The organism is Micromonospora musae (assembly GCF_003626545.1).
In the GTDB taxonomy this organism is placed as follows: domain Bacteria; phylum Actinomycetota; class Actinomycetes; order Mycobacteriales; family Micromonosporaceae; genus Micromonospora; species Micromonospora musae.
Window position 1 is genome coordinate 57,561 of record NZ_RAZS01000010.1, and the last position, 12,025, is coordinate 69,585.

Genomic DNA, 12,025 nt, shown 5'->3' on the forward strand with positions numbered 1-12,025 from the left:
GGGTTCTGCGCGTGGTGACGACACCGGCTGCCCGGCCCTCGGCTCGATAGGGCGAGCCTTGCAACGAGCCCTGGTTGTTGTGGTTCGCGGTCAGTGGCAGACGATCTGGATCGGCAGGATGAAGCAGCACGAGCTGACCAGCGAGATCCCGACCGCGGCGGCCGCCCGCGTCGCGACATCGAACCGATCGCGGTTGCGCCGGGTGATGGGGAGAGCCTGTTCGACGACGATGAGCACCATCCAAACGAGCAGCAGCAGTGGCAGGTAGAGGTCCCAGGCGGGGTTCGCGTAGGAGCTCGCGTTGCCGTTTCCGCCGTAGTTCGGGCAGTCCTCCCTGCGCGTGATCGGGTCGAGGATCGCCAACAGCAACGCGAGAAGCGCGCCACCCACGAAGCAGGCCCACAGGCCGCTCAGGCGCGACCGGCGTGGGGTGTGATCGGGCACCGGCTCAGGCTAGGGGGTGCTCACGGGTGGCTGCCAGGGCCGTTGGCGTTGGACTGCCGGGTCGTCAGTCGTCGGCGATCTGCGTTGTCGTTCGGGCGGCGGTGGCGAGGACGGCGGGGTCGCCACTGCGGCCGTACGTGTCGGCTGCGGTGTCGGCGAATTTGATGGCGTGGGCGTCGGCGCTGGCCGTCGCCTGTTGCATGACCTCGTCGACGGTGAGGCCGGGGTGGACGTCCGGTGCGGGGCGCGCTACGGGCGGGGCGTAGGCGGCGGTGACGGCGGCTGTCGCGGCCCAGGCGGCGGCGAGGCTCGGCGCCCAGAGGGTCTCCGGCAGGGCGGGCAGTGCGCGCAGGACGGCGTTGGGTGCGGTGGCGGCGTGTACGAGCATGACGGGGTTGGCGTACCCGTGGGTGCCGTGGCGGATCACGGCGGCGTCGACGATCCCGGCGAGGCGCGTGCGGACGTCGTCGTTGTCGCCGCCGGGCACCGCGCCGGCCGTTGCCGGCCACGCGGGCAGCTCGGCCAGTTGGGCGAGGCGGGCGCGGATGCCGGCGCGCTGGTCGGGTACGAGGGGGACGGCGTCGAGCGCCGACCGTGGATCGGTGCTGGGGTACGGTCCGCTGCCGGGTGCGGCGAGCGGTTGCCAGCGGGCGGCCCAGTAGGCCAGTCCCTGGCCGAGTTCGGTGATGCGCGGGCCGGTCTCCTGGTCGAGGAGCGCGCGTGCGGCGTGGCCGACCCGGATGACGCCGTGGGTGGCGCCGGCCGCGATGCCGGGGAGCAGGCGTGGCCACCAGCGGGCGAGTACGTCGCGCCAGGGCTCGTCGGCGAGTTCGCGGTCGAAGTAGTTCAGCCAGTCGCCGGTGCGTACCGGGTCGCCGAGCGGGTCCCGCCACTGTTCGGGTGAGATGGCGGAGATGCCGCGTGGGCGGTCTTCGAGTTGGGTGAGGTAGGAGTCGAGCCAGCGGTGGACGGTTTCTCCGTGGCCGCGGTGGGTCAGTGCCTCCACCGCCATGGGGGCGTGGTTGGAGAGCCAGCCGTTCCGCTCCGGTCCGGTGTGCTGCACGCGTTCGTACGCCTCGTCGAGCATGGAGCCTGTCATGCCACGAGGCTAGGAATTGAAGTTTGGTTCAGGTCAAGAGGCGGTCGTGGGTGGCGTGCTGGGGGCGACGCGCGCACGCGGTTCGTGCGGTCGGACGGCCACCGCCCGGTGCTCCCCGGACGGAGCGTGGAGATCGAGGATGGTGGCCGTCGCCACGGTGGTGCGGCTGTGGCCCGGGCGGGCCGCGCGAGTTCGGAGCTCAGCTGCCGTTTCGGCCGTTCAGCGGCGGGCGGCCGTCTCGACGATCTCGGCGATCGCCTGGAACGGGTCGTACCCGCCGATCTCCTCGGCGAGGACCTTGGCCCGGGACCGGTATCCGGGCTGGTCGAGCACGGTCCGTACGGCGGCGCGCAGGTCGGCCACCGCAGGGGTGCCGGTGCGCAGGTTGAGGCCGGTGCCGCTCCACTCGACGCGGGCGGCGACCTCCGGCTTGTCCTCGCTGGCGCCGGCGACCACCAGCGGTACGCCGTGGTAGAGGGCGGTCTGCACGCCGCCGTAACCGCCGTTGGTGACCAGCACGTCGGCGTGCGGAAGCAGCCGGTCGAACGGCACGAAGCCGGCGAGCCGCACGTTCTCCGGCACCTCGGTCAGGGCCTCGCGTACCAGGTCCGGTCCGTCCTCGCGTACGGTGGCGGCCACCACGAGGACGTCGAGATCGGCCAGGGCACGCACCGTGGGGATGACCAGTTCGTGCAGGTCGCCGTTGGCGACGGTGCCCTGGGTGACGACGACCACCGGCCGGTCGGCGGAGAGCTCCGGCCACCAGGCCGGCTCCAGGTGGTCGCCGCCGGTGGCCGGGGGCAGCGTGCCGACGAACCGGAGGTTCGCCGGGAGGTCGTTGCGGGGGTACTCGAAGCCGGGCACGGTCAGCTGCAGATAGTGGTCCGTACGGTGAACCGGGGCGTGGAAGAGCGGCTCGGCGAGGGTGGCGCCCAGCGACTCGAACGTCGCCTCGCTGAACTTCTGCAGCTCGACCAGGACCTGCGGGATTTCGAGGCCAGCGCCGGGCGGGGCGGGTTCGCCGTGCGGCAGCAGCAGGGGAATGCTGCCCAGCGTCACGAGCGTCGGGCGGTCCTCGGCGGCCGTGGAGAGGCTGAGCAGCGGGATCGACAGGAATCCGAGCTCCCCGATGATCACGTCGGCGGGGAACTCCGCCAGCAGCTCCCGCAGTCCCCGCACCTGCGCGGGCAGGTGACCGACGAAGATGTTCTCGAAGTCGAAGGCCAGCTGATCGGGCCCCGGTGCCAGCGTGGCCCGCACCGGGTACGCCTTGTCGAACTCCCGGTCGTCGAGGTCGGCTTCCGGCGGCAGCGCCCGGAACCGCGCGCCGAGCGCCCGCACGCGTTCCTCGAACCGGGACCCGGTGTAGACGACGACCTCGTGTCCGCGCTTGACCAGGTCCGCCGCGACGGTGAGGACGGGGTTCACGTGTCCCTGGAAGGGGGTCGCGCCGACTATCACCTTGGCCATGGGAGCTCCTTCGTCTGCGTGCTGTCGGGGCCCGAGACGGTCGGGCGCGTCTCTAGCACGAGGGATCGCGGGCGAGGGTTCGAGTGATCTGCGCGACGCCGACCGGGGCCGGGGTCAGATTCGCCTCATCCGCCGACGCGGCGGCGGGCCGCGCTGGCCAGCAGGTAGATGCCGGCGACGAGGGTGACGAGGCGGACGAGGAAGGTCACCGCTCCGATGAGCGCGGCCAGCGCGCCGAGCGCGATCATGCCGTACGGGATCCAGTCGGTCTCCGGGATGACCCGCGCCGAGCCGGGGTCCTGCGGGCGGTAGGAGACGGTGGCGGTGGAGCCGATGGTCGGGCGGTTGGTGCTGCTCTCCGGCTCGGTGAACTCCACCGGCTGGTTGTTCGAGGCGGTGAAGGTGAGCACCCGCGAGTACATGGTCCGGCCGTCGCTGTCGCGGGAGGTCGTGATCCGGGTGACGGTGGCGGTCGCCGAGGTGCCGTCCGGGTAGGGCTGGTGCTGGCCGTGCCACCACCAGCCGAGCCCGACGAAGAGCAGACCGACGGCGACCACCACGAGGGATCCGACGATGCCGGTGCGTCTGCGTCCGCCCGGAACGTCGATGCCGACCAGCCCGTCGGCGACCAGCGTCGCACCGGCGGCGGTGCGCGCCGCCCGGCCGGTCAGGATCCCGGCCACCCTCCTGAAGATCTGGTTGGCCATGTCGGCTCTCCTCCGGTCACGTGTGCGGCGTTGTCACCGCACCCACGAGGGGAGGACGGGCGCCGGTTCGGCCGGTCGCCGTCAAGTGATCCTGATCTCGGGGGTGGTCATCGGCTTGGAGCAGAGCACGTCCGGGCAGGGCAGGTAGCCGAGCGCCTGCCAGAACCGGAGCGCCCCGGTGTCCTCCGGCAGGACCAGCAGGTTCACTCTCGGGCAGTCGAGGGCCGCGAACCGGGCCTCGAGTTCGCCGATCAGGCCGCTGGCGATGCCCTGCCGGCGGCGTGTCGGGTCGACCGCCAGGCGCAGGATCCAGCCGCGCCGGCCGTCGTAGGTGCCGAGCACCACTCCGACGACCGTCTGGTCGGCCACGGCCACGAGGAAGAGCTGCGGGTCGCGCTGCAGCTTCGCGGCCAGCTCGTCGCGGGGTACGACGTCGCGACCGGCCGACGCCCAGAGCCCGACCACCGCCTCGTGGTCCGGCCAGCCGAACTGTCGAATCTCGATCATCACGCCGGTCCTTCCCGCAGGGGCGGCGGCGAGTCTAGCCGCGGCCGCGGCGAGCCGGGTGGGTGCGGGCGGCCGTCGAGACCGGCGGGTGGCCGTCGAACCGGCGAGTGGTGGCCGGTGTCGAGCCGGCCCCCGGTCAGAGCGGCTCGCCGCCGAACCCGATCTCGTTCCCGTCGGGATCCACGTAGGTGATCTTCCGTACGCCGTTGTCGTACGTCTCCCGTCTCGCCGGCTCCAGTCCGCGCTCGGCGGTCGCGGCCACCCGGGCATCGAGGTCGCCCACGAAGACGGTGTGCCGGGCATGGCCGGCGTGCTCGGGGAGCAGTTCGATGTAGACGTAGCGGTGTTCGGCGAGTTCCCACACGGCTTCGATGTCGTTCGGGATGAACGCCGGCGGGGCGCCGAGCAGCGTCTCGTACCAGCTCAGCGCCGTGGGGTAGTCGGTGACGGGGATCCCGGCGAACAGGTCGACGGCCATGCCCGTCAGGCTAGCGCCGCACCGGCCGCGGGTGGGGGAGGTCGAGGTGCCGGCGCCGACCCCGGAGCTTCGGGTGTGCGTAGAGGTCCGGTCACCTGCCCGTTGCGGGGCGATCACACCGATCGACGACGTTGAGTGTCCCGCACCCAACGCCTCGGGAGGCACCTGTGCGACGCCGTACCCGGCTCCTCGCCGCAACCCTCGCCGCCGCCGCTGCGGCGGCCACGACGACCCTCATCGCCGGACCGGCCGCCGCCGCCCCGCCCGGCATTCCGAGCAAGGCGACCGCGCAGAGCAATCTGAACAGCCTCACCGTCGCCGCCGAAGGCAGTATGAGCGGCTACAGCCGGGAGGCGTTCCCGCACTGGATCACGATCTCGGGCAGCTGCAACACCCGCGAGACGGTACTGCGGCGCGACGGTAGCGGCGTGCAGGTCGACGGGGCCTGCGCGGCCACGTCGGGCAGCTGGTACAGCCCGTACGACGGTGCGACGTGGAGCAACCCGGCGGACGTCGACATCGACCACGTGGTGCCGTTGGCGGAGGCGTGGCGGTCCGGAGCCAGTTCGTGGACGACGGCCCGCCGGCAGTCCTTCGCCAACGACCTGAGCGGTCCGCAGCTCATCGCGGTCACCGACAACGTCAACCAGGCCAAGGGCGACCAGGACCCGTCGACGTGGAAGCCGTCGCGGACCGCCTACCGCTGCACCTACGCGAAGATGTGGATCCGCACCAAGTTCACCTGGAACCTGAAGCTGCAGAGCGCGGAGAAGTCGGCGCTGCAGAGCATGCTGAGCACCTGCTCCTCCTGACCGGACTGGCGTCGCCCCGACGGGTCGTCGGTACGCCTGCCGGGGTGACGCCGGGTCGATGCGTGGACGGTGCGATCGGCCCGGCGGGGCCGGGGCCGCCACGGGTTTGTCGGCGTGCCTGTGCCGTGCCAGGATCCTGCCGTGAATCTCGATGATCTCGCCCGCCAGGTCGACGACCGGTCCCGGCTCACCGGTGAGTTCGTGCTGCGCTCCGGGCGGGTGGCCACCGAGTACTTCGACAAGTACCAGTTCGAGGCGGACCCAGCGCTGCTGGACGCCCTCGCCGAGCAGCTGGCCGCCCTGGTGCCCGCCGGCACGCAGGTGCTCGCCGGCCTGGAGATGGGCGGGATCGCCGTGGTGACGGCGCTCGGCCGGCACACCGGGCTGCCGTGCGCGTTCGTCCGGAAGGCGGCGAAGTCGTACGGCACCGCGCGGCTGGCCGAGGGCGCGGAGGTGACCGGTCGGCAGGTGCTCGTGGTCGAGGACGTGGTGACCTCCGGCGGGCAGGTGGTGGCCTCGACGAGGGAGCTGCGGCAGCTCGGCGCGCGCGTCGACGCCGCCGTCTGCGTGATCGACCGCCAGGAGGGCGGCGCCGAGGCGCTGGCGGTCGAGGGCATCGCGCTGCGTGCGCTGCTCACCCGCGCCGACCTGACGCCTGAGGCGCCCGGACGGTAGGGGGCTCGGCCGGCCCGCCGGCGGAAGTGACGGTCACCTCTGCTGGTGGGAGGGTTCCGGCATTTCCGGATAGTCTGGGCGGCGACCAGCGGGGGAGCGAGACGAACGAGGAGCCCCGGATGCGGATCGGCGAGCTGTCCTCCCGTACGGGTGCCAGCCAACGTTCACTTCGCTACTACGAGCAGCGGGGGCTGCTGCACGCGGGCCGCACCGCCACCGGCTACCGCGACTACGGCGAGGACGCGGTCATCCGGGTCGACAACGTGCGCCGCCTCCTCGCCGACGGACTGACCGTCGACGATGTGCGGACGTTCCTGCCCTGCCTCGACCGCGAACTGGCACGGGAGCCGGTCTGCGCGCCCGCCGTCGAGGTCTACCAGCGGCGGCTCGCGACCGTGCGGCGACGCCGCGACGACCTCGACCAGGTGCACACGCGGCTGGCGTCGCAGCTGCGCCACTGGGGCAGCTGAACTACGTCAGCGTGAGCCCGCCGTCGATCGCGATCACCTGACCTGTCACCCAGGCCGCCCGCGGGTCGGCCAGGGCCACGACCCAATCGGCGATCTCCGCCGGCTGGCCGCGCCGCCCCAACGGCACGCGGGCCGCCTCGTCGCGGTGGATCTGCTCGATCAGGGTGGCCGGGAGTCCCGCGGCGGCCAGCGCGTCGCTGTAGACCGGGCCGGGGGCGACCGCGTTCACCCGGATCCCGTCGGTCGCCAACTCCAGCGCCCAGCTGCGGGTCAACGCGTCGATGGCGGTCTTGCTCGCCCCGTAGTGGGCGAAGCCGGGCGCCGGCAGCGTCCCGAACGCGCTGGAGATGTTCACCACCGAGCCGCGGCTCTCCCGCAGGTGCGGCAACGCGGACCGGGTCAGCACCGTGGGACCGATCACGTTCACCGCGAAGAGGTCCGCCACCGTCGTCGCGTCGGCCTCGGCGAGCGGGAGCGCCGCGAACATGCCGGCGTTGTTGACCAGTACGTCGAGCCGCCCGAAGCGCGACGTGATCGCCGCGACGGTCCGCTCGGCGTCCTCGGGGTCCCGGGCGTCGCTCACCATCGACGTCAACCGCGGTTGTCCCTCGGTCGCCTCGGCCAGCCGGTCCGGCCGGCGTCCCGTGACGACGACCTGCGCGCCGCGAGCGGCGAAGAGGTGAGCCGTCGCCCTACCGATACCGGTGCTGCCGCCCGTCACCACGACGACCCGTCCGTCCCACTCCGGTGAAACCCGCATCTCCGCCTCTCCCACTGTCGAGATCATCGCCAGGAACTCGGCAACGCTAGGGGCCTGACACCAGTGTCAAGGTCAAGCCGGTCGACCTCGACGCCTGCGGTCGGCGCCTCGTCGGGGACGCCGCCGTGTCGCCGCAGCGGTGCGGCCGGACGCGGCGAAACGGTCGGGGTAGCCTGGGAACGCGCGACTGGCGAGGGTGGTCCACCACCGGGGAGCGCTGTCTGCTGGAGCATCGTCCGCCTGGGTGCTCCTCACCACGAGGTGAGGAGCCGCACATGACCGCGACGTTGATGGACGGGCAGACCCTGGCCCGGACGCTGCTCGACGAGACCGCGGAGCGCGCCGCGGCGTTCACGCGTACGCACGGGCGCCGGCCCTGCCTCGCGACGGTCCTCGTCGGCGACGATCCGGCCTCGCACACGTACGTGCGGATGAAGGTGAACCGGTCCGCGGCGGTGGGGATCGAGTCGCGGCGGGTGGACCTGCCGGCCTCGACCAGCACCGACGAGCTCGTGGCGCTGCTGCGGGAGCTGTCGGCGGACCGCACGGTCGACGGCATCCTGTTGCAGCACCCGGTGCCGGGGCACATCGACGAGCGCGCCGCGTTCGAGGCGATCGCCGCGGACAAGGACGTCGACGGGGTGACCGGGGCGTCGTTCGCGGCGACGGCGTTCGGGGAGCGGGGGTTCGTGTCCTGCACGCCGGGCGGCATCATGCGCCTGCTGGACGCGTACGACGTGCCGCTGCGCGGGCGTCGCGCGGTCGTGGTGGGGCGCAGCGCGATCCTCGGCAAGCCGGTGGGGATGCTGCTGCTGGCGCGGGACGCGACGGTGACGTACTGCCACTCCCGCACCGTCGACCTGGCCGCGCACGTCGCGGAGGCCGACGTGGTGGTCGCCGCGGCGGGCGTGCCGGAGCTGGTACGCGGAGAGTGGATCAAGCCGGGGGCGGTGGTGGTGGACGCCGGCTACAACCCCGGCAACGTGGGCGACGTCGAGTTCGCGGCCGCCGCCGAGCGGGCGGGCCTGATCACGCCGGTGCCGGGCGGGGTGGGCCCGATGACCATCGCGACGCTGTTGGCGCAGACCGTGGACGCCGCCGAGCTGCACGGCTGACCCCCTCGCGGTCCGCCCTCCGCCGCCCGGGCGCGGCGGAGGCGGCGGGCCGGGTCGCGGCGCCTCCGTGCGGCGAAACAGATCGGGCGGCGGGTGAACCAGCCGGGCCGGCGCGCCGTCGTGCTTGCGGAGACGGTACGCAGGGAGGAACAACAGGATGCGACCCACGCCCGGCACCGGTGGCTCGTCGAAGCTTCGGGGCCTGCTCACCGATGTGTCCCGTCGGGTCCGACGCGGCCTGCCGCCCCCGGCCGCGCGGGTGCTGCGCAGCGGGTGGGCGCGGCTGGACACGCCGGTGCGCCGGGGCGTGGCGGCGGGCGCCGTCTTCTCCCTGGCCGCGGCGGCCGGGGTCGCGGCCGTGTCGGGGTTCGGCGCCGCCACCGCGGAGGATGTGCACACGGGCCTTCCGGTGCCGGCCAGCCAGGTGCAGATCATCTCCGCCGCCGCGCTGGCCTGCCCGGCGCTCACCCCGGCGCGCCTCGCCGGGCAGGTGATGGCCGAGTCGGGGTTCGATCCCGCCGCCCGCACGGAGGGCGGCGGCGCGGGTGTCGCCGGTCTGCGTGACGCGGTGTGGGACGAGTGGAAGCCGGGCGCGGACGCGCAGCGGGAGGACGCGGAGGCGAACATCGTCGCGCTCGCGCACTACATGTGCGACCTGGCCGGGCAGGTCCGGCAGACGAAGCTGGACGGTGACCGGTGGCGGCTGGCGTTGGCCGCGTACCACTCCGGGTTGCCCGCGGTCCGCGACGCCGGCCGGGTGCCGGACGACGCCGAGGGGTACGTCGGCGTGGTGACCGGCTACGCGAGCTGGTACGCGCGTCAGCCGGAGTTCACCCAGAGCGGCCCGAGCCGTTCCCCGGGGCCGGTCGGCGGGGTGGAGCCGAGCAGCGGTACGCCGGTGACGCCCGTGCCGGAGGCGTACCTGCCGGCGATCGTGGCCGCCGGGAAGGCCTGCTCGGCGGTGCCGTCGACGCGGATCGCCGCCCAGTTGATGGCGGCCTCGGCGTTCAACCCGAACCTGCTCGGCTCGACCGGCGCGCAGGGCATCGCCCAGTTCAACCCCGAGGTGTGGGCGCGGTACGCCCCGAACGCCACGGCCGCGTCGCCGTGGGACCCGCACCAGGCGATCGCGGCGCTCGGTGCGGTGATGTGCCGGCTGGTCGACGAGGTGGGCCGTTCGGGGCAGGGCGACGCGTACCAGAAGGCGCTCGCCGCGTTCCAGTGGGGACCGGAGGCGGTGCAGCGTGCCGGTGGCGTTCCGGACTCGCCGGCGGTGCGCCGGCTGATCGCTCTGACCGAGGCGTACACCACCCGCTACCAGGGCGACTCACGGCTGCCGGGCCCGCGCCCGACGAAGCCGGCGGGCGGTCCGTCGCGTTCGCCCGCCGGGCCGGGTGGCACCACGCCGAGCCGGCCGGTCCAGGGTGGCACGAACGGCGGCGACACGAACGGCGGTGGCACGAACGGCGGCGGCACGAGCAGCGGCGGTACGAGCAGCGGCGCACCGGCCCAGCCGGGTGGGACGAAGTCGGCCGTGCCCCCGCCGCCGCGGACCAGCACGCCGCCGGCGAATCCGGGGCCTAAGCCGGTCGGCGGGGCCGGCGCGATCATCGGGTACGGCAGCGGCAGGTGCATCGACGTGACCGACGGCGCGTACCAGAGCAACCCGCAGTTGCAGATCTGGACGTGCAACGGTGGCCCGAACCAGCAGTGGACGATCTACAGCGACGGGACCGTCCGGGCGTTCGGCCGGTGCATGACGGTGGCGGGCGGCTCGACCGCGAACGGCGCGCGGATCCTGTTGAGCGGCTGCAACGGCAGCTCCTCGCAGAAGTTCACCTTGAACAACGCGCACGACCTGGTGAACAAGCGGGCGGACAAGTGCGTCGACGCCACGGACATGCAGACCGGCAGCGGCACGCGGTTGCAGCTGTGGTCCTGCGGTGGCACCTCCAACCAGAAGTGGCACCGCTGAACCGGTCGGTGCCGTGGCGGGCGGGGGCGTAGTCGTTTCGACTGCGCCCCCGTGCGCGTCCGGTCAACGGTCCGCCGCCGCCCCGGAGTGGCCCCGGTTCGGGTCACGTGGGTGTCGCAGAGCCCGAAAAGGGTCGGTTCATCGATGTAAACAGGGTCACTATTCGCGCCCTGATCGGGCCATCTGCGGCGAGTCGGGGGCTAGTCTGCGTCTGCTCGGGCTTCTCCGCCGCGTCGCTGGCGACTCGCCGTCCCGCCGCACGTCACGCCATCCGGGCCAGGTCGCGGCGGTGCTCGGCTCGCTCGTCGTCCGGCGGCGCCACCGGCACCTCGCCGGCGAACCCGGAAGGTGAGAAGTACGCGTCCGGCCGCGGTGCGAGCGGCCGGACGCGTACCCGTGCCAGGGTACGGCACCGGGTCGCCGCCGGTGGGGGCGTGGGGCGGCCGCCGGGCCACGGTTCAGCCGGTTCAGGTGATCATCTCAACAGCGGGATTCGTTGCGAGAGGCAACGACCCGGGAGGTAGCGTCTGCGGCGAAGACACGGTTGCGCCTGAGGAGGCTGCGGTGCGGACGACGACTGTCGACGTCAAGACCAGCGACGGGGTGGCGGACGCCTACCTCGTACGCCCGGACGGGGAGGGCCCCTTCCCGGCCGTACTGGTCTTCATGGACGCGTTCGGGCTGCGGCCCCGGATGGTCGAGATGGCCGAGCGGATCGCCGGCCAGGGGTACGCGGTGCTGATGCCGAACCTCTTCTACCGGGCCGGCCGGTCGCCGCTGTTCGACCTCTCGATGCTCGCCGACGCGGAGCAGCGGGGCGCCATCTTCGAGAAGATCGGGCCGTACATGGCCGCGTTGACCCCGGAGGTCGTCACCCGCGACACCGGCGCGTACCTGGACTTCCTGGCCGCGACCGACGACGTGGCGGACGGGCCGGTGGCCGTCGTCGGCTACTGCATGGGCGGCATGAACGCGCTGCGGGCCATCGAGGCGTACCCGGACCGGATCGCCGCGCTCGGCAGCTTCCACGCGGGACGGGTGGTCACCGACGCCGCCGACAGCCCGCACCTCGGGGTCGGCTCGGTCACCGGCGAGCTCTACTTCGCCCACGCCGACCAGGACCACTCGATGAGCGCGGAGCAGATCGCCACCCTGGAGCGGACGCTGGACGCCGCCGGGGTCCGGTACCGCTCCGAGGTGTACGAGGGCGCGACCCACGGCTTCACCATGTCCGACACGGCCGCCTACGACGAGGCGGCCGAGAAGCGGCACTGGGCCGCCATGTTCGACCTCTTCGACCGCACGTTCGGCCGCTGAGCCACCGCGGCTGCGCCGGGCCCGAACAGTTGGGCCCGGCGTCGGCCGTCCACCCCCGTACCGGGTCCGGCGGATCCGGCCGGTGGGCGTCTCCTCGCCCGGAGGCGGTGCTGCGCCCGGCGCGCCGATCGGACAGGATGACGGGAGGGCGAAGCGCCGCCCCACCGACCATCCGACCCCCTGCCGTCGCGGGGGC

General features: G+C 73.2%; 13 protein-coding genes and 1 riboswitch. Of the genes, 6 read left to right on the forward strand and 7 right to left on the reverse strand.

The features are described 5' to 3' along the window. Window positions 1-90: 90 nt before the first annotated feature. From D7147_RS24710 to D7147_RS24735, 6 genes are all read right to left on the reverse strand, one after another. Complete coding sequence (locus D7147_RS24710) at window positions 91-444, reverse strand: hypothetical protein (protein ID WP_120681729.1); 354 nt, start codon at window positions 442-444, stop codon at window positions 91-93. Window positions 445-508: 64 nt separating this feature from the next. Then, window positions 509-1,543, reverse strand: a complete 1,035-nt coding sequence (locus D7147_RS24715) for a questin oxidase family protein (protein WP_120681732.1) — start codon at window positions 1,541-1,543, stop codon at window positions 509-511. A 219-nt stretch (window positions 1,544-1,762) separates the two neighbouring features. Next, on the reverse strand, window positions 1,763-3,013 hold the full coding sequence (locus D7147_RS24720; RefSeq protein WP_120681734.1) for a glycosyltransferase: 1,251 nt from the start codon (window positions 3,011-3,013) through the stop codon (window positions 1,763-1,765). 125 nt (window positions 3,014-3,138) lie between these two features. Continuing rightward, complete coding sequence (locus tag D7147_RS24725) at window positions 3,139-3,720, reverse strand: DUF3592 domain-containing protein (RefSeq protein ID WP_120681736.1); 582 nt, start codon at window positions 3,718-3,720, stop codon at window positions 3,139-3,141. 81 nt (window positions 3,721-3,801) lie between these two features. Then, window positions 3,802-4,227: a GNAT family N-acetyltransferase gene (locus D7147_RS24730; protein ID WP_120681738.1), complete on the reverse strand. Its 426-nt coding sequence runs from the start codon at window positions 4,225-4,227 to the stop codon at window positions 3,802-3,804. A gap of 136 nt (window positions 4,228-4,363) precedes the next feature. Further along, the gene (locus D7147_RS24735; RefSeq protein WP_120681740.1) at window positions 4,364-4,705 is read right to left on the reverse strand and encodes a VOC family protein; all 342 of its coding nucleotides are present in this window, start codon (window positions 4,703-4,705) and stop codon (window positions 4,364-4,366) included. Window positions 4,706-4,872: 167 nt separating this feature from the next. Between D7147_RS24735 and D7147_RS24740 the strand changes: the two genes are divergently transcribed. The 3 genes from D7147_RS24740 (at window position 4,873) to D7147_RS24750 (ending at window position 6,662) form a co-directional block, all read left to right on the forward strand. Continuing rightward, window positions 4,873-5,517, forward strand: coding sequence for an HNH endonuclease family protein (locus D7147_RS24740; protein WP_233563403.1), 645 nt, complete (start codon window positions 4,873-4,875; stop codon window positions 5,515-5,517). A 141-nt stretch (window positions 5,518-5,658) separates the two neighbouring features. Then, window positions 5,659-6,192 (forward strand): orotate phosphoribosyltransferase, encoded by a 534-nt coding sequence (locus D7147_RS24745; protein ID WP_120681742.1) that lies wholly within the window; start codon window positions 5,659-5,661, stop codon window positions 6,190-6,192. Between the two features lie 119 nt (window positions 6,193-6,311). Continuing rightward, on the forward strand, window positions 6,312-6,662 hold the full coding sequence (locus tag D7147_RS24750) for a MerR family transcriptional regulator (protein WP_120681744.1): 351 nt from the start codon (window positions 6,312-6,314) through the stop codon (window positions 6,660-6,662). A gap of 1 nt (window position 6,663) precedes the next feature. Here D7147_RS24750 and D7147_RS24755 read toward each other — a convergent pair whose 3' ends face one another. Further along, entirely contained in the window at window positions 6,664-7,422 is a 759-nt protein-coding gene (locus tag D7147_RS24755; RefSeq protein ID WP_120681996.1) for an SDR family NAD(P)-dependent oxidoreductase, read from the reverse strand. Window positions 7,423-7,595: 173 nt separating this feature from the next. Continuing rightward, window positions 7,596-7,675: riboswitch (ZMP/ZTP riboswitch) on the forward strand. A 22-nt stretch (window positions 7,676-7,697) separates the two neighbouring features. Here D7147_RS24755 and D7147_RS24760 point away from each other — a divergent pair. From D7147_RS24760 to D7147_RS24770, 3 genes are all read left to right on the forward strand, one after another. Next, on the forward strand, window positions 7,698-8,537 hold the full coding sequence (locus tag D7147_RS24760) for a bifunctional 5,10-methylenetetrahydrofolate dehydrogenase/5,10-methenyltetrahydrofolate cyclohydrolase (RefSeq protein WP_120681746.1): 840 nt from the start codon (window positions 7,698-7,700) through the stop codon (window positions 8,535-8,537). A 157-nt stretch (window positions 8,538-8,694) separates the two neighbouring features. Further along, the gene (locus D7147_RS24765; RefSeq protein WP_120681748.1) at window positions 8,695-10,512 is read left to right on the forward strand and encodes a ricin-type beta-trefoil lectin domain protein; all 1,818 of its coding nucleotides are present in this window, start codon (window positions 8,695-8,697) and stop codon (window positions 10,510-10,512) included. A gap of 564 nt (window positions 10,513-11,076) precedes the next feature. Continuing rightward, window positions 11,077-11,829 carry a dienelactone hydrolase family protein gene (locus tag D7147_RS24770; RefSeq protein WP_120681750.1) on the forward strand — a complete coding sequence of 251 codons (753 nt, stop codon included), beginning with the start codon at window positions 11,077-11,079 and terminating at the stop codon, window positions 11,827-11,829. Window positions 11,830-12,025 lie beyond the last annotated feature (196 nt).

Excerpts from the sequence above, each read along its gene's own strand:
- D7147_RS24715 (WP_120681732.1), bottom strand. The coding sequence starts at position 1,543 with ATGACAGGCTCCATGCTCGACGAGGCGTACGAACGCGTGCAGCACACC.
- D7147_RS24725 (WP_120681736.1), bottom strand. The coding sequence starts at position 3,720 with ATGGCCAACCAGATCTTCAGGAGGGTGGCCGGGATCCTGACCGGCCGG.
- D7147_RS24750 (WP_120681744.1), top strand. The coding sequence starts at position 6,312 with ATGCGGATCGGCGAGCTGTCCTCCCGTACGGGTGCCAGCCAACGTTCA.
- D7147_RS24735 (WP_120681740.1), bottom strand. The coding sequence starts at position 4,705 with ATGGCCGTCGACCTGTTCGCCGGGATCCCCGTCACCGACTACCCCACG.
- D7147_RS24760 (WP_120681746.1), top strand. The coding sequence starts at position 7,698 with ATGACCGCGACGTTGATGGACGGGCAGACCCTGGCCCGGACGCTGCTC.
- D7147_RS24765 (WP_120681748.1), top strand. The coding sequence starts at position 8,695 with ATGCGACCCACGCCCGGCACCGGTGGCTCGTCGAAGCTTCGGGGCCTG.
- D7147_RS24720 (WP_120681734.1), bottom strand. The coding sequence starts at position 3,013 with ATGGCCAAGGTGATAGTCGGCGCGACCCCCTTCCAGGGACACGTGAAC.
- D7147_RS24730 (WP_120681738.1), bottom strand. The coding sequence starts at position 4,227 with ATGATCGAGATTCGACAGTTCGGCTGGCCGGACCACGAGGCGGTGGTC.
- D7147_RS24755 (WP_120681996.1), bottom strand. The coding sequence starts at position 7,422 with ATGCGGGTTTCACCGGAGTGGGACGGACGGGTCGTCGTGGTGACGGGC.